A 19,696-nucleotide genomic window follows, 5' to 3' on the forward strand; every position below is an offset into this window, starting at 1 on the left:
CTCCGCAGGGCTACTGCGTGAGGTAGGCCGGGGCGGCGACGGGCAGGATAAATCGGAACTCGGCGCCTCCGCCGGGCCCGCGGCCGACCGTGATGGTGCCGCCGTGGGCCTCCACGATGCCCTTGACGATGTACAGGCCCAGGCCGGTGCCGCCGCGCTTGCTCCCCCGCCAGAAGCGGGTGAAGACGCGGCCCATCGACTCCTCGGGGATCCCGGGGCCTTCGTCGGTCACGGTGACGGCGGTTCCCTTCTCATGCGGCGATACGTCGATGGTGACCGTTCCGTCGCCGTGCCGCACCGCATTTTCGAGGAGGTTGCCGAGGATCTGGTCGATCTTGTCCGGATCGGCCCACAGATCGGGGAGCGGGCGGCTGACGCGCACGAGGAACCGGTCGGGGGCCTGGCCGTTCGCCGTGAGGGCCTGGACGTGCCGGGCCACGGCGGTGGCGAGATCGACGGGCTGGCGGCGCACCTCCAGCCGCCCGGAGTCGATGCGGGAGATGTCGAGGAGCTCGGCGATCAGCCGGGTGACGCGGTTGGCGTCGGCGTCGACGGTCTCCAGCATCAGCCGCTTCTGGTCGTCGGTGAACCGCTCCCACTTGGCGAGCAGCGTCGCCGTGAAGCCCTTGACGGAGGTGAGCGGGGAGCGCAGCTCGTGGGCCACGGTCGCGATCAGCTCGGCGTGGCTGCGCTCGGTGCGGCGCCGGGCCTCGGTGCCCCGCAGGGTGACCACGAGGCGGCGCAGCGGGCCCGTGGGGTGCGTACGGACGTAGCTGGCGGATACGAGCACCTCGCGGCCGCCGGGGAGCAGCAGGTTCCGCTCGGGCTGCCCGCGCCGGGTGGCGAGGCCCCCGTACGGATCGGTCAGCGCCCACCAGCGGCGGCCTTCGAGGTCCTCCAGCGGGAGCGCGGAGTCGATGCGGGTACCGAGGGCCTGGGCGGGGTCAATCGCGGTCATCCGGGCCGCGACCCGGTTGAAGCAGATGACCCGCCCGGTGTCGTCGGCGATGACGAGCCCGTCGGGCAGGTCGTCGGGGTCGACCGCGAAGCCGGTCCCCTCGCCGGGGGCGGCGGCCGGGGAGCCCGGGCCGGTGCTCTGCCGGGGGAGGCCGGTGCGGGCGCCGGGGGCGGAGGCCGGCCGGCGGGCGCCGGGGCTGCTGCCGCGCCCGGAGTCCGCCGCTTGCGGCGGTACGCCGCGCAGCGCGTCCGGGGCGCCGGGGTGCCCGCTCGCGGGGGCCTGCGCGGCTTCGCCGCCGGCCGGGCCGGGCCCGCAGGGTTCGGGGGTGTCCCGGAACCGTTCCTCGGCCGCGTCAGCGGCTTCCGCGGCCCCCGGCGAGCTGTTCGTACCGACGGTCATGTCCCCGTACCCCACATCTCCGAGTAGCGCAGTGGGCCCCCGGGCCGCCACATTACTAGCTGGGAGTCACAGAGCGGCACCCTCCGGGAGCCCGCTGTGCACGCGCGGAGGCGTAGAGGCACACGGCGGCGGCCGTGGCGAGGTTCAGGCTCTCCGCCTTGCCGTGGATCGGGACCCGCACCACGGCGTCCGCGAGCGCCCGGGTCTCCTCGGGCAGGCCCCAGGCCTCGTTGCCGAAGACCCAGGCCGAGGGGCCGCCCATGGTGCCCGCGTCGAGCTCGGCGTCGAGGTCGTCCTCGCCGGCCCCGTCGGCCGCGAGGATCCGTACGCCCGCTGCCCGCAGCCCCTCGACGGCCTGCTCCACCGGCACGCCGACCGCGACCGGGAGGTGGAAGAGGGAGCCCACGGAGGCCCGTACCGACTTCGGGTTGTACGGGTCCACCGAGGCGTCGGTGAGCACCACGGCGTCGGCGCCCGCGGCGTCCGCGCAGCGCAGCACCGTACCGGCGTTGCCGGGGTCGCGGACGTGCGCGAGGACGGCGACCAGCTTGGGCCGGCCCTTGAGGATGTCCTCGAAGGGGGAGTCGAGGAAGTGGCAGACGCCGACCAGGCCCTGCGGGGTGACGGTCTGCGAGACCTCCGCGAGCACCTCGTCGGAGGCGTAGTGGACGCGGGCGCCGGCGGCGGTCGCGGCCTCGACGATGTCGGCGTAGCGCTCGGCGGCCTCGACGGTGGCGAACAGCTCGATCAGGGTCGCGCCCTCGGTCCCGCGGTGCGCCACGGCCTCGCGGACCGCCTGCGGGCCCTCGGCGATGAACCGGCGCTCCTTGGTGCGGAAGTTGCGCCGTGCCAGCCGCCTGGCGGCGGCCACCCGGGGGGACCGGGGGGAGATCAGCTCGGCGGGGGCGGGGGTACCCATGGCGGTCGGCTCGCTTCCGTACGTACTGCGGGTGAAAACAGGTGGTCCGCGAAAACAGGTGGTCCGTGAAAACAGGTGTCACAACGCACGGACCCGCAGGCACAGGGCCTGCGGGTCCGGGCTGAAGCCAGTGAAGGGCTTGCTGCTCGCGAAGCGTGACGCTTAGGCGGCGCTTAGGCGGCGGCGGGGGCCTTCGGGGCGTTCACGTCGGCCGGAAGCGCCTTCTGCGCAACCTCGACGAGCGCGGCGAACGCGTTGGCGTCGTTGACGGCCAGCTCCGCGAGGATCTTGCGGTCCACCTCGATGTTGGCGGCCTTCAGACCCTGGATGAGGCGGTTGTACGTCATGCCGTTCTGGCGGGCAGCGGCGTTGATGCGCTGGATCCACAGCTGACGGAAGTCGCCCTTGCGCTTCTTGCGGTCGTTGAAGTTGTAGACCAGCGAGTGGGTGACCTGCTCCTTGGCCTTGCGGTACAGGCGCGAACGCTGACCGCGGTAGCCGGAGGCAGCCTCGAGGATCGCCCGGCGCTTCTTGTGGGCGTTTACTGCCCGCTTGACGCGTGCCACTTTTTACTCCTTGTAGCGGGGCCGTGGGTGTCTTCACACGGCCCGAAATTCGATGGGGTCCCGGTGGTCATGGCGTCCCGCTCCCGGCAGGGGAGCGGAGACGTCAGATGCCGAGAAGCTTCTTGATCTTCGCGGCGTCGCCCGGGGCCATCTCCGCGGTGCCGGTGAGGCGACGCGTCAGCTTGGACGACTTGTGCTCGAGCAGGTGGCGCTTACCGGCGCGCTCGCGCAGGATCTTGCCGGAGCCGGTGACCTTGAAGCGCTTCTTGGTACCGCTGTGCGTCTTGTTCTTCGGCATGGCGCCGTTCTCTCCTCGTCGGTGGCGCTCCCGCCGGTCCGGTCCGCTTGCGGGACCGGGCTCGCGGGAGCGTCATGTTGTGTCGGTGACCCGGGACGGGCTGTCCCTGGATCAGGCCTCGGCGGATGCCTCGTCGGAGGCGGCAGCCTCGGCGTCCTCGGCAACCTCGGCAGAGGCGACCTCGATGTCCTGCGCCTCGACGGCGGCTTCCTCGGAGGGAGCCTCCTCGTCGGTGGCGGAGACACCCTGGCGCTCGGCCTTGCGGGCGGCCTGCGCCTCGCGGGCTTCGGCCATCGCCTCGGTCTTCTTCTTGTGCGGACCGAGGACCATGATCATGTTTCGGCCGTCCTGCTTCGGGTTCGACTCGATGAACCCGAGGTCCTCGACGTCCGAAGCGAGACGCTGCAGCAGTCGGTAGCCGAGTTCCGGCCGGGACTGCTCGCGACCACGGAACATGATCGTGATCTTGACCTTGTCGCCCTGCTTGAGGAACCGAACGACGTGACCCTTCTTGGTGTCATAGTCGTGCGGGTCGATCTTCGGCCGGAGCTTCATTTCCTTGATGACCGTGTGCGCCTGGTTCTTGCGCGCCTCACGGGCCTTCATGGCCGACTCGTACTTGAACTTGCCGTAGTCCATGAGCTTGCAGACCGGCGGGCGTGCAGACGCCGCGACCTCGACCAGGTCCAGGTCGTACTCCTGCGCGAGCTCAAGCGCCTTCGCAAGCGGGACGATGCCCACCTGTTCGCCGCTGGGACCGACGAGTCGCACCTCAGGGACACGAATCCGATCGTTGATGCGGGGCTCGGTGCTGATGGATCCTCCTCGGTAGCACCACACGACTGCCTGGCAGACAGCCGCTGACGTTTGTTGTCGTCAGACCAACCGCGGCGGAACACAAAAATGCCCCGCCGGGCACAGGCAGGGGCTCCAACACAACCGGAGCACCTCCGCATGCGAACCGCGGGGCGCAACTCGGGCAGCTTTCCATCGTCCGTACGGAACGATGGATACCGCCTGACCGGATGACCCGCCACCCCGGAGGGCAGTCAGGTGGGAGATCGGAGCCTCCACTTGTGGGCCGGGCACATCAGTGTCCGGCCGGTCGAAGTACATACTAGCACCCGCGTGACAAGCCCGCCGCACGGCATATCGTGGGGCGCATGACTGACGCGACGCCCTCCACCATTGACTCCGCCGATTCCGACCAGGCCCCCGACTACGACGCCATGACCCGCGACATCGCGGACGTGCCCGCGGTCGAGGTGATCACCACGGTGGCCGTGCACCTGCTGAGCGCCGCGGCGGTCAACCTGGGTCTGGACAAGCCGGACTCCGAGCACAAGGACCTCGACGAGGCCCGCAAGCTGATCACGGCCCTGGCCGGCCTGGTCACGGCGAGCGCCACCGAGATCAGCTCCTTCCACGCCGCCCCGCTCCGCGACGGTCTGAAGTCACTGCAGCTCGCCTTCCGCGAGGCCTCGATCGTGCCGGACGAGCCGGGCCAGGGCCCGGGCGAGAAGTTCACGGGCCCGGTGTACGCCTGAGCGCGTCCACGCAGGGGAGAAGGAGGCCGGGGCGTGACCGCCCCGGCCTCCTTCTTCGTTTAGGGGCTTCGCTTACGGGCTTCGCCTACGGGCGGGTGAAGAGCGGCTCGCCGGGCGGGTTCGGGGCCCCGGCCGGCAGCAGTGCCAGATTCAGCCCGCGCACCAGCCGGCCCCGCAGGGTCTCGTCGGCGGCCAGCGCCTCGGCGACCCGGCGGGCCGCCGCCGGGGCGCTCTGCGCGTCACCGGCCAGCACGATGGCGAGGGTGCCGTCGGCGTCCGGGCCCGCGGGGCCGATGTGGGCGCGGAGTACGGCGGGCTCGGCGGCCACGGCCGCGCGTACGGCCTCCCGTACGGCGGGATCGGCCAGCGGGCCCGCGTCCGTGCGGCCCTCGGCCAGGGCGCGCAGGGCGGCGCCGGTGAGCTGATACGTGACCGGGCCGGCCAGGTCGAGGACCACGGTGTCGGCCTTCTCGTGCGCGGCGGCCTTCAGGGCCTGGTGCAGCGGGACGGCCACCGGCCGGGCCGCCGGGTCCCACAGCGCGAGCGAGGCGATCGAGGTGAAGGCGGGCAGCGCGCGCCGGTCCCCCGCCGTGAGGGTGGGGACGGCCATGTCGCTGGTCTTCTCCCGCTTGAGGCCGGTCTCCGGGTCGGTCTCGACCTCGCCGAGGACGGCGACGACGGGGACCAGCAGACGGGCGTCCTGGAGCGCGGCCAGCACCTCGGGCTCGCGGCCCCTGTCCTCGGCCCAGGCGGCCAGGGCCGCGCTCAGCCGGGGGTCGGCGGAGCCGTCGTCGTCGGAGAAGCCGGGGTCGGGAATGCTCTTGTTCGCCACGCTCTTCTTCGCCACGCTTTTGTTCGCCACGCCTTTAATCGCCACGCCTTTGATCGCCACAGTTACCCGACCCTATCCCGGCCCGGGGCGCCGCGGCCGCCGGGCCAGTACGAGGGCCAGCGCGAGCAGCGCCACCCCCGCGGCGGCCGCCGCGGGGGCCCCGATCCGGGCGCCGCGCTCGGGCACGCGGACGGGCTCGGGGCCGGGGCCGAAGTAGGGCCGGCCGGCCGCGACGGGCGAGGGCACCGGCTGCTCGGGGCGCAGTCGCTCCGCGGCCTGGAGGGCGGCGACGGGATCCACCAGGCCGTGGCCCCGGGAGTCGTCGCGTCCGCCGGGCGGGGAGTCCGAGGCGGTGTCCTCCAGCAGCTTCTTGATCTGGGCCGGGGACAGGTCCGGGTGGGCCGCCTTGACCAGGGCCACGGCGCCGGAGACGAAGGCCGCGGCGGCGCTGGTGCCCCAGCCCTCGTAGTAGGAGCGGTCGGGATCGGCGATGACGACGTCGACGCCGGGGGCGCTGACGGTGGCGTACCAGTTGCGGGTGGAGAAGCCGGCCCTGCGGCCGCGCCGGTCGACGGCGGCGACGGCGATGACCCCGGGGTAGCCGGCCGGGTAGGAGGCGGGGTCGCCCTGTTTGCCGCTGTTGCCCGCGGAGGCGACGACGACCACGCCCTTGGCCAGGGCGTACTGAACCGCCTCGTCCTCGGCGGCCTCGTGGTGGGCGGACTCGCTGTCGTCGCCGAGGGACAGGTTGATGATGTCGGCGCCGTGGTCGGCCGCCCAGCGGATGCCCTCGGCGAGGGCGCCGCCCTTGCTCTCGCGGGCCTTGGCGCGGCCGGGGTCGCCCTCTTCGAGGATCACCCGCACCGGGAGGATCTTCGCGCGGGGGGCGATGCCGAGGACGCCCTGGCGGCGGTTGGCTCCGTGGCCGTGCCCGGCGATGATGCCGGCCATCGCGGTGCCGTGGCGGGCCCAGGCGCGATCGCCGCGGCCGGCTCCCATGCCGATGAGGTCGGTGCCGTCGAGGACCTGTCCGGCCAGGTCGGGGTGGCGGGAGTCGACCCCGGTGTCGAGGACGGCGACGGTGATCCCCTCGCCCTGGGTGGTCCCCCAGGCCTCCTCGGCGCGCAGCGCCAGCAGGCCCCACTGGCGGTCGCGGATGGCGTCAATGTCGGCTGGGGCGGCGACGGCGACGGCGGGCGCGGTGGCCCCGGCGAGGAGCGCGGCGCACACGAGGGCCGCCAGGGTGGTGCGGGCCCGGGATCCGCTCGTCCGCGCCGTCATGCCGCGGGCTCCGGCGCGGTGGCCAGGGCCCGGACGGCGCGCTCGACCCGGTCGGCGACGGCCTGGGTCTCGTGGCCGAGGCCGGCGCGCGCCGCGGCGCCGGTGGCGTCCTTCTTCATGGCGTCCCGGGCCGGGAGGGGGGTGTCCAGGACCCGGCCGTCGGCGAAGGCCGATACGGCGTAGACGACGACCGGGGCCTCGGGGAGCACGGACGCCGTCCAGGCCGCGCGCTGCGGGTCGGCGAACCCGTAGGCGGGCGGGGCGGTGAGGCGCTCGCGCAGGCCCGCCATGGCGGTGGCGTCGGCTGGGGTGAAGACCAGGCCGACGGTGATCAGGGAGCTTCGGGTGGCGTCGGTGTAGGTGGCGCGGAGCACGCGGGTGCAGCCGGCTCCGGTTTCGTTCAGCAGGCCCTGCCAGTCGGGGGCCAGGGCGGCCGCGCACGCGGCGTCGGGAGCGATGGCCGTCCGGGTCCAGGAGCGGTCGGCGCCGCCGGGCCCGGCGGCGGCTCCGTCGAGCACGGGCGGGAACAGGGTGTCCACCGGGGCGGCCCGCCAGAGCGAGCCCGCCTCGCGGTAGGCGGCGCCGGCGGTCAAGGGGCGGTGCGCGGCGCGGTGTTCCTCCCAGGCGGTGACCCCGGCCGCGCCGACGAGTCCGGCCCCGAGCAGTCCGCACAGCACGGCGGCGGCCATCCGCTGCGGCACGGCGGGGAACGCGGTCTGCGGTGTCGACGTCGTCATGCGGCGGCCCGCCCCCCGTTCTTCCGCTGCGGCCTCCCCGTACTCTACGTCCGGCCTGCCGGGCCCCGGTCCCGGGGACTCCCTCGCGACCGACACTCCCCAGGGGGTTCGGGGCCTACCCACCGGTAGAGGCGTCTGGCAAGCTGCCGCCATGAAATCCCCCGCCGGAGGCGACCGGGCCCGGTACGACAAGGCCACCGCCCACCTCGACGCCCCGCTGGCCGTCGTCGACCTCGACGCCTTCGACGCCAACGCCGACGACCTGGTGCGCCGCGCCGGCGGGAAGCCGATCCGGGTGGCCAGCAAGTCCGTCCGGTGCCGCGTGCTCCTGGAACGGGTCCTGGCCCGGCCCGGGTTCGCGGGGATCATGTCGTACACGCTCGCCGAGTCCATCTGGCTGGCCCGCTCGGGTTTCGAGGACGTCCTGCTCGCCTACCCGTCCGCCGACCGCGCGGGCTTCGCCGAGCTGGCCGGTGACCCGAAGCTGGCCGGTGCCGTGACCGTCATGGTGGACGACCCCGCGCAGCTGGAGCTCATGGACCGCGCGCGGGACGGCGGCGGCCAGGAGATCCGGGTCTGCCTCGAACTCGACACCGCGCTCCAGCTCTTCGGCGGCAGGGTCCGCGTGGGCGCCCGGCGTTCGCCGCTGCGCGAGCCCGGGCAGCTCGCCGAGCTGGCCCGCGCGGTCAGCGCCCGGCCGGGCTTCCGGGTCGTCGGGCTCATGGGGTACGAGGGCCACGTCGCGGGGGTCGGAGACGCCCTCGCGGGGCGGCCGTTGCGCTCCCGCGCCATCCGGCTGATGCAGGGCGCGGCCCGCAGGGAGCTCGCCGCGCGCCGTGCCGAGGCGGTCCGGGCCGTCCGCTCCGTCATCCCGGACCTGGAGTTCGTCAACGGGGGCGGCACCGGCAGCGTCCAGCAGACCGCCGCCGAGGACGCCGTCACCGAGATCGCGGCCGGCTCGGGGCTGTACGTACCGAGGCTGTTCGACAACTACACCTCGTTCCGGGGCCGCCCGGCCGCGCTGTTCGCCCTGCCGGTGGTCCGCAGGCCGGGCGTGGGTGTCGTCACCGTGCTCGGCGGCGGCTACCCCGCCTCCGGCGCGGCCGGACCCGACCGGCTCCCCGAGCCGTACCTGCCCCGGGGCCTGCGCTACGACCCCCAGGAGGGTGCGGGCGAGGTGCAGACCCCGCTCCTCGGCAGCCCGGCCGACGACCTGCTGATCGGCGACCGGGTCTGGTTCCGCCACGCCAAGGCGGGGGAACTGTGCGAGCGCTTCGACGCGTTGCACCTCGTGGAGGGCGACCGGGTGACGGCCACCGCCCCGACCTACCGGGGCGAGGGCCGCACGTTCCTTTAGGGGTGTTCGCCCTACAGCGGGGTGACGTACGCGCCGGAGATGCCGCCGTCGACCAGGAAGTCGGTGGCGTTGATGAAGGAGGAGTCGTCGCTGGCGAGGAAGGCGACGGCCGCGGCGATCTCGGTGGGCTCGGCGAACCGGCCCAGCGGGATGTGCACGAGGCGGCGGGCGGCCCGCTCGGGGTCCTTGGCGAACAGCTCCTGGAGGAGCGGGGTGTTGACCGGCCCGGGGCACAGGGCGTTGACGCGGATCCCCTCGCGGGCGAACTGGACGCCGAGTTCGCGGGACATGGCGAGGACGCCGCCCTTGGAGGCGGTGTACGAGATCTGCGAGGTGGCGGCGCCCATGATGGCCACGAAGGACGCGGTGTTGATGATCGAGCCGCGGCCCTGGCGCCGCATGTAGGGCAGGGCGGCCTTGCAGCACAGGTAGACGGAGGTGAGGTTGACGTCCTGGACGCGCTTCCAGGCCTCCAGGCCGGTGGTGAGGATCGAGTCGTCCTCGGGGGGCGAGATGCCCGCGTTGTTGAAGGCGATGTCGACCGAGCCGTAGGTGTCGAAGGCGGTCTTGAACAGCGCCTCGACCTCCTCGGGGCTGGTGACGTCCACCTTGACGAAGGTGCCTCCGACCTCCTCGGCGGCGGCCTTGCCGGCCGTCTCGTCGATGTCCGCGCAGACCACATTGGCGCCTTCGGAGCCGAGTCGGCGGGCGGTGGCGAGGCCGATGCCGCTGCCGGCTCCGGTGATGACGGCGGTGCGGCCGACCAGGCGGCGGCAGACGATCTCTTCAGTGCTCTGACCGGTCATGAGTTTTCAGGCCTCCGTGCTGATGAAGACGTTCTTGGTTTCGGTGAACGCGGTGAGGGCGTCGGGTCCGAGCTCGCGTCCGAGTCCGGACTGCTTGTAGCCGCCGAAGGGGGTCGAGTAGCGGACGCTGCTGTGGGAGTTGACGGACAGGTTGCCCGCGGCGACGGCGCGCGAGACGCGCAGGGCACGGCCGATGTCGCGGGTCCAGAGGGAGCCGGAGAGTCCGTACTCGGTGGCGTTGGCCAGGCGTACGGCGTCCTCCTCGTCCTCGAAGGGCAGGACGACGGCGACCGGGCCGAAGACCTCCTCGGCGGCCACGGGCGCGGTGGGGGCGACGCCGGTGACGAGGGTCGGGGCGTGCCAGAACCCGGGGCCCGCGGGAGCCGTGCCCCGGATCGCGGTGAGGTCGTCGGTGACGTACAACCGCACGCGGTCCAGCTGCACCTGCGAGATCAGCGGCCCCATCTGCGTCTTCTCGTCGGACGGGTCCCCGACGACCACGCCCTCGATTCCGGGGGCGACCAGCTCCAGGAACCGGTCGTACACCGAGCGCTGTACGAGGATCCGCGTGCGGGCGCAGCAGTCCTGGCCGGTGTTGTCCAGGAAGGCCATGGGGGCGGCGGCGGCCGCCGCCTCCAGGTCCGCGTCCGCGAAGACGATGTTGGGGCTCTTGCCGCCGAGTTCGAGGGTGACCCGCTTCACCCGGTCGGCGCACTTGGCCATGATCTGCTTGCCGACCCGGGTGGAGCCGGTGAACACGATCTTCGCGACGCCGGGGTGCTCGACCAGCGCGTCTCCGGTGATCGCCCCGCGGCCGGGGAGCACCTGGAGCAGGTGCTCGGGGATCCCGGCTTCGAGGGCGAGTTCGGCGAGGCGCAGTGCGGTGAGCGGGGTGGTCTCGGCGGGCTTGAGGATGACGGCGTTGCCAGCGGCGAGCGCGGGGGCCAGGCCCCAGGCGGCGATCGGCATGGGGAAGTTCCACGGGGCGATCACGCCGATGACGCCGAGGGGTTCGAGGAAGGTGACGTCGATGCCTCCGGCGACGGGGATCTGGCGGCCGGAGAGCCGTTCCACTCCGCCGGCGGCGAAGTCCAGCAGGTCGCGTACGTTGCCGGCTTCCCAGCGGGCGTTGCCGATGGTGTGCCCGGCTTCCCGGACCTCCAGGCGGGCCAGCTCCTCGATGTGTCCGTCGACCACCGCCGCGAAGCGGCGGAGCAGCCGGGCCCGGTCCGCGGGGGCGACCGCCGCCCAGCCGCGCTGGGCGGCGGCGGCTCTGGCGACGGCGGCATCGACATCGTCCCGTGTGGCGGCCGGGACGATGGCGACGATTTCCTCGGTGGCCGGATTCAACACCTCTAGATCGAGGGGGGCCAGCACATCGGACACGTGGTGCCTCACAGACTTTCGGTTGGCGGGAGCGGGTTACAGGCGTTCGAAGGAGCGGCGCAGCTCCCAGTCGGTGACCGCGGAGTCGTACGCGTCGAGTTCCACGCGGGCCATGTTCCGGTAGTGGGCGACCACCTCGGGACCGAAGGCCGCCTTGGCGATCTCACTGTTCTCCCAGAGCTCCGCGGCCTCGCGCAAGGTGGTCGGGACGTGCGCGAAATCGGCGGTGTAGGCGTTGCCGGCGCAGGCTTCCGGGAGTTCCAGGCGGTTCTCGACGCCGTACAGCCCGGCCGCGACCAGGCCCGCGACGGCGAGGTACGGGTTGACGTCGCCGCCGGGGAGGCGGTTCTCGAAGCGCATGGAGCGGCCGTGGCCGACGACGCGAAGGGCGCAGGTCCGGTTGTCGACGCCCCAGGCGACGGCGGTCGGTGCGAAGGATCCCGGCCGGAAACGCTTGTACGAGTTGATGTTCGGGGCGTAGAGAAGGGAGAAGTCGCGCAGCGCGGCCAGCTGGCCGGCCAGGAAGTGCCGCATCACCGGTGACATGCCGCCAGGGCCGTCCCCGGCCATCGCGTTGTGCCCGTCGGCGTCGCTGAGTGAGAGGTGGATGTGGCAGGAGTTGCCCTCGCGCTCGTCGAACTTGGCCATGAAGGTGAGCGAGACACCCTCCTGGGCGGCGATCTCCTTCGCCCCCGTCTTGTAGACGGCGTGCTGGTCGCAGGTGGTCAGCGCCTCGTCGTAGCGGAAGGCGATCTCGTGCTGTCCGAGGTTGCACTCCCCCTTCGCCGACTCGACGATCAGGCCCGCGGCCTGCATCTCGTTGCGGATGCGGCGCAGCAGCGGCTCGATGCGACCGGTGCCGAGGACGGAGTAGTCGATGTTGTACTGGTTCGCCGGGGTCAGGCCGCGGTAGTTGGCGTTCCAGGCCTGCTCGTAGGTGTCCTGGAACACCATGAACTCCAGCTCGGTGCCGACCATCGCGGTGTACCCGTGCTCGGCGAGGCGCTCCAGCTGGCGGCGCAGGATCTGCCGGGGCGCGGCCACGACGGGCGAGCCGTCGTTCCAGGCCAGGTCGGCCAGGAGGAAGGCGCTGCCCGGGTTCCAGGGGATCCGGCGCAGGGTGGCGAGGTCGGGGCGCATGGCGAAGTCGCCGTAGCCCCGGTCCCAGGAGGACATCTCGTATCCGTCGACGGTGTTCATGTCGGTGTCGACGGCCAGGAGGTAGTTGCAGCCCTCGGTGCCGTGTTCGAGGACTTCGTCGAGGAAGAACTGCGCGGCGAACCGCTTGCCCTGGAGGCGTCCCTGCATGTCGGGGAAGGCCAGGACCACTGTGTCGATCTCACCGCTGGCGACGAGGGCACGGAGCTCCTCGGGCGCGAGCGGCGGCTTGCGGTCTACCACGGGAATCTCTCCTTCGGTGAGCCGAGTGGGCCTAAGGTATTGAATAGAACCATTGCTTGGGAAGGGGAGGAGCCAAGATGACCGACACGGCGAGCGAAGGCGGCCCGATCGCGCGGCTGAATCCCGTGCTGCGACAGGTGCGGGCGGGCAACGGTTTCGAGGAGGCGCTGGAGCAGATTCTCCAGGTGGTCCGGCTGGGCCTGGTACCGGGCGGCGAACGGCTGCCACCGGAGCGCGAGTTGGCCGAGCGGATGGGGATCAGCCGGGTCACCCTGCGGGAGGTCCTGAAGGTACTCCAGGACCAGGGTCTGGTGGAGGCCCGGCGCGGCCGGTACGGCGGAACGTTCGTGCTGCCGCGTCCGGACACCCCGGCGGGCGGGGCCGAGGAGGAGCTGCGGCGCCGGGTCGCGGGCGTGGACATCGAGGACGTCCTGCGGTTCCGCGAGGTCCTGGAAGTGGGCGCGGCCGGCCTGTGCGCCTCCCACGGGCTGACCGAGGAGGGCTCCGAGCGGCTGCTCGGCGCGCTCGCCGCCACCCATGACGCCGCGCTCGCGGACTACCGCCGCCAGGACACCCTCTTCCACCTCACCCTGTGCGAACTCGCCGGATCCGCCACGCTGACGGCCCAGTACGCGGCCGTCCGGGCCTCGGTGAACGACCTGCTGGACTGCATCCCGCTACTGGTGCGCAACCTGGAGCACTCGCAGCAGCAGCACACCGCGCTGGTCGAGGCGGTACTGGAGCAGGACGCCGAGGCCGCCCGCGAGACGATGCGCCAGCACTGCTGCGGGACGGCGGCGCTGCTGAGGGGGTTTCTGGCCTGAGGGGCGGGTTCGCGTTCTCGCGCCCCGGGAGGTTTTCGTAACCGCTGTTTAACGCAGGGGTCTTGCGCGTTCCCCTCCGCTGACGCAAAGGTACGCCTCACAACCATTGCCCTGAGGCAGGAGCGCACCCATGGCCGACGACATCGAGGCCCGGCTGGCAGCCGGGCCCGAAACCGCCCCGCCCCCCGATGGCGGCGCCCGTCCCGACGACTATCTCGGGCGCCGTACGCTGCGCCGCGGCAGCGCCGGCTGGCTGCTGCTCACCGGCCTCGGCGTCGCGTACGTCGTCTCCGGCGACTTCTCCGGCTGGAACGTCGGCCTCGCCCAGGGCGGCTTCGGCGGCCTCGCCATCGCCACCGTCCTGATGGGCGCGATGTACGCGTGCCTCGTCTTCTCCCTCGCGGAGCTGTCCGCGATCCTGCCCACGGCGGGCGGCGGCTACGGCTTCGCCCGCCGGGCGCTGGGCACCTGGGGCGGGTTCCTCACCGGCACCGCGATCCTCATCGAGTACATCCTGGCCCCCGCCGCGATCGCCATCTTCATCGGCGACTACGTCGAATCCCTGAACCTCTTCGGGCTCACCTCCGGCTGGCCCGTCTACCTCGCCTGCTTCGCGGTCTTCATCGGCATCCACCTCTGGGGCGTCGGCGAGGCCCTGCGCTTCTCCCTCGTCGTCACCGCCATCGCCGTGCTCGCGCTGATCGTCTTCGCGCTCGGCGCGTTCACCGAGTTCGACGCGGCCAACCTCGACAACATCCCCGTCGACACCACCGCCGCCGGATCGAACTCCTGGCTGCCGCTGGGCTTCCTCGGCATCTGGGCGGCCTTCCCGTTCGGGATGTGGTTCTTCCTCGGGGTCGAGGGCGTCCCGCTCGCGGCCGAGGAGGCCAAGGACCCGGTGCGCTCGATGCCGCGCGCCCTGTCGATCTCCATGGGCATCCTCGTCGTGCTGGCGCTGATCACCTTCCTGGCCTCGACCGGCGCCCGCGGCGCCGACGCCATCAAGGACGCCGGCAACCCGCTCGTCGTGGCGCTGGAGGGCAACCCCGGCCTGTCGTGGCTGAAGACCTTCGTCAACTACGCCGGTCTGGCCGGCCTGGTCGCCTCGTTCTTCTCCCTGATCTTCGCCGGCTCGCGCCAGCTGTTCGCCCTGTCCCGGGCGGGCTATCTGCCGCGCTTCCTGTCCCTGACCTCGAAGCGCAAGGCCCCGTACCTCGGCCTGCTGATACCCGGCGCGATCGGCTTCGCCCTCGCGGCGGCCACCGGGAACGGCCCGCGCATGCTCAACATCGCGGTGTTCGGCGCGACCATCTCGTACGCCCTGATGGCCCTGTCGCATATCGTGCTGCGCCACCGGGAGCCGGGGCTGGAGCGCCCGTACCGCACACCGGGCGGCATCGCCACGTCCTCGGTGGCCTTCGCCCTGGCCCTGTCGGCCCTGGTCGCCACCTTCCTGGTGGACAAGGACGCGGCATTCATCGCACTGGCCGTGTACGCCGTCGCCCTCGCCTACTTCGCGATCTACAGTCGGCACCACTTGGTGGCCTCGGCACCCGAAGAAGAATTCGCGGCCCTCGCCGAAGCCGAGGCGGAACTCTCCCGGGACTGAAATCCTGTCCCCGCATGACCTTGCATGGTGTTGCATGACCTTGCGGCGCGCCGCGTGACGGCGCGCCGTACGCACGACCGTGCCCGGCCGTGCCCGACCCCTGTGTCTCGACCGTCCCTGGAGGTAGAAACCGTGCCCAGGCCGCTCATCGGCATCTCCACCTACGTGGAGGAATCCACCCGCTACGGGGTGTGGGACCTTCCCGCTTCCCTGGTTCCGACCGGGTACTACGAACTCGTCCAGGCGGCGGGCGGTGCGGCCGTGCTGCTCCCGCCCGACGAACCCGCGAGGGCGGCGGAGGTGCTCAGCCGGGTGGACGGCCTGGTCATCGCGGGCGGACCGGACGTGGACCCGGTCCACTACGGCGCCGCCCGCGACCCCCGTACGGGGGATCCCGCGACGGTCCGCGACCACTGGGAGCTGGCCCTGATCAACGCCGCGCTGGAATCCCGGATGCCGCTGCTGGGCATCTGCCGGGGCATGCAGGCGCTGAACGTGGCCCTGGGCGGCACGCTGCACCAGCACATCGACGGCCACGTAGAGACCCCGGGCATCACCTCCTGGCACCCGGTGCGCCCGGTCCCCGGCACCCGTTACGCGGCACTGGTCCCGGAGGAGGCGGACGTCCCCACGTACCACCACCAGGCGGTGGACCGCGTGGGCAGCGGCCTGGTCGTCTCGGCCCACGCCCTGGACGGCACGGTGGAGGCCATCGAACTCCCCGAACCGGACCGCTGGGTCCTGGGCGTCCAGTGGCACCCGGAACGCGACAAGGACACCCGCGTCATGTCCTCCCTGATCGAGGCCAGCAGCCTAACCCTCGCCCCCGTCTAAGCCGCGGCTAAGCCGCCTCCCGGCCACCTCGCCAACCCCGCCGGCCCTTTCCAGCCCCGCCGGCGTTTGAGGCGCGGGGGCCGGGGGCAGCGCCCAAATCCAGCCTCGCCGGCGTTTGAGGCGCGGGGGTCCGGGGGCAGCGCCCCCGCAACGGCGCCGCACCCGGCCCCTCCCCCGGGCCGGGGCACCGGCGGGGCAGGGCGGCCCGCCGCTCGGGGTCCGGGGGCGCCCGCCCCCGGACCTCCCGCTAAACCCCCGGCGGGATCACGCGGGGGCCCGGGTCAGCGACAGCAGATCCCGCGCCGGGCCACCCGGCCGCGCCCCCACCGGCCACACGGCCCGCAACTCCCGGTCCAGCGCCGCCGCAACCACCGGCACGGCCACCAGCCGCCGCGCCGCCAGCTCGTCCCCCACCGCCAGCTCCGACAGCACGCACGGCCCCGCCCCGCTCAGCGCCGCCGACTTCACCGCGGTCGTCGACGCCAGCTCCAGCAGCGGCTCCGCCAGCCCCCCGCACCCCGCCAGCGCCGCGTCCAGCACCTGCCGCGTCCCCGAACCCCGCTCCCGCAGGATCAGCGGTGTCGCCGCCAGCTCCGCCGCCTCCACTCCCCGTGCCCGCCGGGCCCACGGGTGCCCCGGTGCCACCGCGACCACCAGCCGGTCCTGCGCGATCACCACCGAGTCCAGCCCCTCCGGCACGGAAAGCCCCTCCACGAACCCGAGGTCCGCCTCGTGGGCCAGCACCCGCTGCGCGACCACGGCCGAGTTCCCGGCGTGCAGGGACACCGCCGTATCCGGCCGCTGCCCCCGCAGCGCGATCAGCCACCCCGGGAGCAGGTACTCCGCGATCGTCATACTGGCCGCCACCCGCAACCGCGAGTCCCGTCGCCCGCGGAGCGCCTGCGCCCCCGCGTCGAACGCCTCGGCCGCCTCCACCACCCGCCGGGCCCAGTCCGTGACCAGCGCCCCGTCCGCCGTCAGCGTCGATCCCCGCGGCGACCGGTCCACCAGCGCGACCCCCAGCCGGGTCTCCATCGCCCGGATCCGGCTGCTCGCGGCGGGCTGGGTGATGCCCATGCGCCGCGCGGCCCCGCTCAGGCTGCCGACCCGCGCCACCGCCAGCAGCAACTCCAGCGCGCCCAGGTCCGGCACGCGGTGCGCCAGCGGAACCCACTCCTCATTGCCCATAAATCCAGTTTATGCCCTCATATGAAGATGGCCTCTGCCGCCCCGCCCGCTCCGGCGAGACGCTGGCTCCATGGCCACCACCCTCGTGCGACCCCGCACCGCCACCGACCCCGCGCCCCTGGCCCACAAGGCCCCCGCGCTCCGGCACCTCGGCCCCAACTGGTACGCCTCCGTCATGGGCACGGCGATCGTCGCCAACGCCGGCGCGACCCTCCCGTACCAGCTGCCCGGACAGCGCGTGGCCTGCCAGCTCCTCTGGGCGCTGTCCGCCGCCGCCCTCGCCGTCCTGCTGACCGCCCGCGCCGGGCACTGGCTTCACCACCGCGACCAGGCCCGCGCTCATCTCCTGGACCCCGCCGTCGCCCCCTTCTACGGCTGTCTGGCGATGGCGCTGCTGGCCGTCGGAGGCGGCACCCTCATCGTCGGCGAGGACCTGATCGGCACCGGGCCGGCCGTCGTCGCGGACGCGGTCCTCTTCACCGCCGGAACCGTGATCGGCCTGGTCATGGCCGTCGTCGTGCCCTACCTGATGGTGGTCCGCCACAAGGTCGAGCCCCACCAGGCCACCCCCGTCTGGCTGCTCCCCCTGGTCGCCCCGATGGTCTCCGCAGCCGTGGGCCCGCTGCTCATACCCCACCTGCCCGAGGGCCAGGCCCGTGAGGCGCTGCTGCTCGCCTGCTACGCCATGTTCGGCATCAGCCTGCTGGCCACCCTGCTCATGCTGCCCCTGGTGTTCGGCCGGCTGATCATGAGCGGCCCGCTGCCCCTGGCCCTGACCCCCACCCTCTTCCTGGTCCTCGGCCCCCTCGGCCAGTCCACCACCGCCGTGAACCAGCTCGCGGACATGGCCCCCCGGTCGATCGGAGCCCCCTACGCCGGCGCGCTCGGCGCCTTCGCGGTCGTCTACGGGGTCCCCGTGATGGGCTTCGCCCTCCTGTGGCTGGCCCTGGCGGCGGCGATGCTGGTCCGGGCCGCCCGTAACGGCATGGGCTTCGCGATGACCTGGTGGGCCCTGACCTTCCCCGTCGGCACCTGCGTCACCGGCGCCGCCGGCCTGGCCCGCCACACCGGCCTGACCGCCTTCGCCTGGCTGGCCGCGGCCCTGTTCCTGGCCCTGCTCACCGCCTGGCTGCTCGCCGCCGCCCACACCCTCCGCGGCCTCGTCACCGGCCGCCTGCTCGCCGCCCCACGCTAGGGGTGTTTCCCGGATCTCCGCGGCGTCGCGAGCTCGGGCACGCACGCTCGCCGCGTCCCGGCGTCAGCCCGCAGCGCGCAAGGCGGCGGCCAGGACCGCGGGGGCCTCGGCCAGCGAGGGGCCGTACCAGGTCAGGTGCCGTCCGCTGACCAGCGCCGCCGGCAGGTCCGGAAAGGCCTCCGGCCCGTCCTCGGCCGTGAAGCGGTACGGCTCGTCCGGCAGCACCACCAGATCGCATCCGGCGGCGGCCAGCTCCGCCACCGGGACCCGCGGATACCGCTCCGCGTGCCCGGCGTAGACGTTGCGCACCCCCAGTCGCGCCAGCAGGTCCCCGGCGAACGTGTCCCGGCCCAGGACCATCCACGGCCGCCGCCACACCGGGACGATCGCCCGGCGCTCCCCGGCGGGCTCGGCCCGGGCCCACGCCCGCTCGGCGTCGGTCAGCCACCCCGGCCGCGCCAGCCCCAACGCCCCCACCAGTACCCGGTCCAGCTCGCGCAGCGCCTGCGGCAGCTCGCGTACCTCGGTGACCAGCACCTCCGCACCGGCAGCCCGCAGCGCCGCCAGGTCCGGGGCCCGGTTCTCCTCCTCGTTGGCGATCACCAGGTCGGGGCGCAGCGCGGCGATCGCCCGTACATCGGGGTTCTTCGTGCCCCCTATGCGCACGGCGTCCCCCAGGTCCGCGGGGTGCGTGCACCAGTCCGTGACCCCGACCAGCAGCCCGGGAGCGCTCACCGCCACCGCCTCGGTCAGCGAGGGCACCAGCGAGACGACCCGCTTCCGCTTCACCGCCCGGCGGCTCACTGCCCCGGCGACGGCGGCTCGGAGGTCGCGTGGATGTGCTCCCCGACCGCGACGACCAGGAACCGGGTGTCCTCGGTGACGGCCCGCCAGCGGTGCCGCACGCCTCCGGACAGGAACAGCGCGTCCCCGCACTCCAGCCGGAACGCCCGCCCCTCGGCCTCCACCTGGCACGCGCCCGAGACCACGTACATCAGCTCGTCGTTGCGGTGCTGGTACTCGCCGCCGGCGTCCTGGTCCCCGGTGAATTCCAACGCGTGCAGCTGGTGGTGCCCGCGTACGAGGGGACGTACGCCGGGGACGGGGGTGAGCCCGGATTCGTCACCGGCCCGTACGAGGTCCACCGTGCGCGCGGTGTCGGAGGCGGCCAGCAGTTCGACGGCCGTGGTCTCCAGCGCGTCCGCGACCCGCTCCAGGGAGCGCATGCTGGGCCGGGCCCGCTCGTTCTCTATCTGGCTGAGGAAAGGCACCGAGAGGCCGCTGCGCGCCGATACCGCGGCGAGCGTCAAGTGGAGCGCGCGGCGCCGTTTACGCACGGCCACGCCCACCCGGAGCGGTTCCTTGGCGTCCTTGTCCCGTTCCTTGTCGTCTGCGCCGTCCCTGTCGTTCATGTCGGGGCTGCCCTCCCCTTGTCCGTCGCACATCGGTCTGCTGTAAGCACCATACGCAGCAACCGCCTCCGGTTTCGCGCGCACGGCCTCCCCCGGCCGGAGTCAGCCGAACGCGCCGCGGCTGCGGCATCATCGTCACCGTGACGA

At 73.1% G+C, this 19,696-nt stretch carries 20 protein-coding genes; 6 read left to right on the forward strand and 14 right to left on the reverse strand.

Features of this window, described 5'->3' with window-relative positions; translation table 11 throughout:
* Positions 1-10: 10 nt before the first annotated feature.
* The 5 genes from MTF65_RS20035 to infC all read right to left on the reverse strand — a co-directional run bounded on the left by MTF65_RS20035 (position 11) and on the right by infC (position 3,980).
* Positions 11-1,357 (reverse strand): PAS domain-containing sensor histidine kinase, encoded by a 1,347-nt coding sequence (locus tag MTF65_RS20035; RefSeq protein ID WP_243630155.1) that lies wholly within the window; start codon positions 1,355-1,357, stop codon positions 11-13.
* Positions 1,358-1,412: 55 nt separating this feature from the next.
* Positions 1,413-2,276 carry an RNA methyltransferase gene (locus MTF65_RS20040; protein WP_243630156.1) on the reverse strand — a complete coding sequence of 288 codons (864 nt, stop codon included), beginning with the start codon at positions 2,274-2,276 and terminating at the stop codon, positions 1,413-1,415.
* Positions 2,277-2,449: 173 nt separating this feature from the next.
* Entirely contained in the window at positions 2,450-2,842 is a 393-nt protein-coding gene (gene rplT / locus MTF65_RS20045; RefSeq protein ID WP_008741875.1) for a 50S ribosomal protein L20, read from the reverse strand.
* 103 nt (positions 2,843-2,945) lie between these two features.
* The gene (gene rpmI, locus MTF65_RS20050) at positions 2,946-3,140 is read right to left on the reverse strand and encodes a 50S ribosomal protein L35 (protein WP_243630157.1); all 195 of its coding nucleotides are present in this window, start codon (positions 3,138-3,140) and stop codon (positions 2,946-2,948) included.
* A 111-nt stretch (positions 3,141-3,251) separates the two neighbouring features.
* The gene (infC, locus tag MTF65_RS20055) at positions 3,252-3,980 is read right to left on the reverse strand and encodes a translation initiation factor IF-3 (RefSeq protein WP_243630160.1); all 729 of its coding nucleotides are present in this window, start codon (positions 3,978-3,980) and stop codon (positions 3,252-3,254) included.
* 323 nt (positions 3,981-4,303) lie between these two features.
* Between infC and MTF65_RS20060 the strand changes: the two genes are divergently transcribed.
* A complete protein-coding gene (locus MTF65_RS20060) occupies positions 4,304-4,687 on the forward strand; it encodes a DUF1844 domain-containing protein (protein ID WP_243630162.1) in 384 nt (127 codons plus the stop codon).
* A gap of 85 nt (positions 4,688-4,772) precedes the next feature.
* On the opposite strand, the gene MTF65_RS20065 is transcribed toward MTF65_RS20060, so the two are convergent.
* From MTF65_RS20065 to MTF65_RS20075, 3 genes are all read right to left on the reverse strand, one after another.
* Positions 4,773-5,519, reverse strand: a complete 747-nt coding sequence (locus tag MTF65_RS20065; RefSeq protein ID WP_243630427.1) for an SseB family protein — start codon at positions 5,517-5,519, stop codon at positions 4,773-4,775.
* Positions 5,520-5,591: 72 nt separating this feature from the next.
* Entirely contained in the window at positions 5,592-6,800 is a 1,209-nt protein-coding gene (mycP, locus tag MTF65_RS20070) for a type VII secretion-associated serine protease mycosin (RefSeq protein ID WP_243630164.1), read from the reverse strand.
* Positions 6,797-7,537, reverse strand: coding sequence for a hypothetical protein (locus MTF65_RS20075; RefSeq protein WP_243630166.1), 741 nt, complete (start codon positions 7,535-7,537; stop codon positions 6,797-6,799). The genes mycP and MTF65_RS20075 overlap by 4 nt, the downstream gene beginning before the upstream one ends.
* A 151-nt stretch (positions 7,538-7,688) precedes the next feature.
* Between MTF65_RS20075 and MTF65_RS20080 the strand changes: the two genes are divergently transcribed.
* Positions 7,689-8,894, forward strand: coding sequence for an amino acid deaminase/aldolase (locus MTF65_RS20080; protein WP_243630168.1), 1,206 nt, complete (start codon positions 7,689-7,691; stop codon positions 8,892-8,894).
* A gap of 11 nt (positions 8,895-8,905) precedes the next feature.
* Here MTF65_RS20080 and MTF65_RS20085 read toward each other — a convergent pair whose 3' ends face one another.
* From MTF65_RS20085 to MTF65_RS20095, 3 genes are read right to left on the reverse strand one after another with little or no spacing between them, the layout of a single operon-like run.
* Positions 8,906-9,700: a 3-oxoacyl-ACP reductase gene (locus MTF65_RS20085; RefSeq protein WP_243630170.1), complete on the reverse strand. Its 795-nt coding sequence runs from the start codon at positions 9,698-9,700 to the stop codon at positions 8,906-8,908.
* Positions 9,701-9,706: 6 nt separating this feature from the next.
* Positions 9,707-11,086 (reverse strand): aldehyde dehydrogenase, encoded by a 1,380-nt coding sequence (locus MTF65_RS20090; protein ID WP_243630172.1) that lies wholly within the window; start codon positions 11,084-11,086, stop codon positions 9,707-9,709.
* 36 nt (positions 11,087-11,122) lie between these two features.
* Positions 11,123-12,487, reverse strand: a complete 1,365-nt coding sequence (locus tag MTF65_RS20095; RefSeq protein WP_243630173.1) for a glutamine synthetase family protein — start codon at positions 12,485-12,487, stop codon at positions 11,123-11,125.
* 77 nt (positions 12,488-12,564) lie between these two features.
* On the opposite strand from MTF65_RS20095, the gene MTF65_RS20100 reads away from it, so the two are divergent.
* The 3 genes from MTF65_RS20100 (at position 12,565) to MTF65_RS20110 (ending at position 15,754) form a co-directional block, all read left to right on the forward strand.
* A complete protein-coding gene (locus MTF65_RS20100; protein ID WP_243630174.1) occupies positions 12,565-13,311 on the forward strand; it encodes a FadR/GntR family transcriptional regulator in 747 nt (248 codons plus the stop codon).
* A 130-nt stretch (positions 13,312-13,441) separates the two neighbouring features.
* Positions 13,442-14,920 carry an ethanolamine permease gene (eat, locus tag MTF65_RS20105; protein ID WP_243630176.1) on the forward strand — a complete coding sequence of 493 codons (1,479 nt, stop codon included), beginning with the start codon at positions 13,442-13,444 and terminating at the stop codon, positions 14,918-14,920.
* A 132-nt stretch (positions 14,921-15,052) separates the two neighbouring features.
* Positions 15,053-15,754, forward strand: coding sequence for a gamma-glutamyl-gamma-aminobutyrate hydrolase family protein (locus tag MTF65_RS20110; RefSeq protein ID WP_243630177.1), 702 nt, complete (start codon positions 15,053-15,055; stop codon positions 15,752-15,754).
* A 264-nt stretch (positions 15,755-16,018) separates the two neighbouring features.
* Here the strand turns inward: MTF65_RS20110 and MTF65_RS20115 are convergent, their stop codons facing one another.
* On the reverse strand, positions 16,019-16,942 hold the full coding sequence (locus MTF65_RS20115) for a LysR family transcriptional regulator (RefSeq protein WP_243630179.1): 924 nt from the start codon (positions 16,940-16,942) through the stop codon (positions 16,019-16,021).
* A gap of 70 nt (positions 16,943-17,012) precedes the next feature.
* Between MTF65_RS20115 and MTF65_RS20120 the strand changes: the two genes are divergently transcribed.
* Positions 17,013-18,137, forward strand: a complete 1,125-nt coding sequence (locus MTF65_RS20120) for a TDT family transporter (protein WP_243630180.1) — start codon at positions 17,013-17,015, stop codon at positions 18,135-18,137.
* A gap of 63 nt (positions 18,138-18,200) precedes the next feature.
* Here the strand turns inward: MTF65_RS20120 and MTF65_RS20125 are convergent, their stop codons facing one another.
* Together MTF65_RS20125 and MTF65_RS20130 are read right to left on the reverse strand one after the other, a co-directional pair.
* A complete protein-coding gene (locus MTF65_RS20125; protein ID WP_243630182.1) occupies positions 18,201-18,926 on the reverse strand; it encodes a helical backbone metal receptor in 726 nt (241 codons plus the stop codon).
* 11 nt (positions 18,927-18,937) lie between these two features.
* Complete coding sequence (locus MTF65_RS20130; RefSeq protein ID WP_243630183.1) at positions 18,938-19,549, reverse strand: helix-turn-helix domain-containing protein; 612 nt, start codon at positions 19,547-19,549, stop codon at positions 18,938-18,940.
* Positions 19,550-19,696 lie beyond the last annotated feature (147 nt).

This window comes from Streptomyces sp. APSN-46.1, assembly GCF_022815725.1.
In the GTDB taxonomy this organism is placed as follows: Bacteria; Actinomycetota; Actinomycetes; order Streptomycetales; family Streptomycetaceae; genus Streptomyces.

Bases quoted from the DNA above. Each gene is read 5' to 3' on its own strand.
- mycP (WP_243630164.1), bottom strand. From the start codon at position 6,800: ATGACGGCGCGGACGAGCGGATCCCGGGCCCGCACCACCCTGGCGGCC.
- MTF65_RS20100 (WP_243630174.1), top strand. From the start codon at position 12,565: ATGACCGACACGGCGAGCGAAGGCGGCCCGATCGCGCGGCTGAATCCC.
- MTF65_RS20115 (WP_243630179.1), bottom strand. From the start codon at position 16,942: ATGGGCAATGAGGAGTGGGTTCCGCTGGCGCACCGCGTGCCGGACCTG.
- MTF65_RS20035 (WP_243630155.1), bottom strand. From the start codon at position 1,357: ATGACCGTCGGTACGAACAGCTCGCCGGGGGCCGCGGAAGCCGCTGAC.
- rpmI (WP_243630157.1), bottom strand. From the start codon at position 3,140: ATGCCGAAGAACAAGACGCACAGCGGTACCAAGAAGCGCTTCAAGGTC.
- MTF65_RS20060 (WP_243630162.1), top strand. From the start codon at position 4,304: ATGACTGACGCGACGCCCTCCACCATTGACTCCGCCGATTCCGACCAG.
- MTF65_RS20120 (WP_243630180.1), top strand. From the start codon at position 17,013: ATGGCCACCACCCTCGTGCGACCCCGCACCGCCACCGACCCCGCGCCC.
- MTF65_RS20085 (WP_243630170.1), bottom strand. From the start codon at position 9,700: ATGACCGGTCAGAGCACTGAAGAGATCGTCTGCCGCCGCCTGGTCGGC.
- MTF65_RS20130 (WP_243630183.1), bottom strand. From the start codon at position 19,549: ATGAACGACAGGGACGGCGCAGACGACAAGGAACGGGACAAGGACGCC.
- MTF65_RS20080 (WP_243630168.1), top strand. From the start codon at position 7,689: ATGAAATCCCCCGCCGGAGGCGACCGGGCCCGGTACGACAAGGCCACC.
- eat (WP_243630176.1), top strand. From the start codon at position 13,442: ATGGCCGACGACATCGAGGCCCGGCTGGCAGCCGGGCCCGAAACCGCC.
- MTF65_RS20040 (WP_243630156.1), bottom strand. From the start codon at position 2,276: ATGGGTACCCCCGCCCCCGCCGAGCTGATCTCCCCCCGGTCCCCCCGG.
- MTF65_RS20075 (WP_243630166.1), bottom strand. From the start codon at position 7,537: ATGACGACGTCGACACCGCAGACCGCGTTCCCCGCCGTGCCGCAGCGG.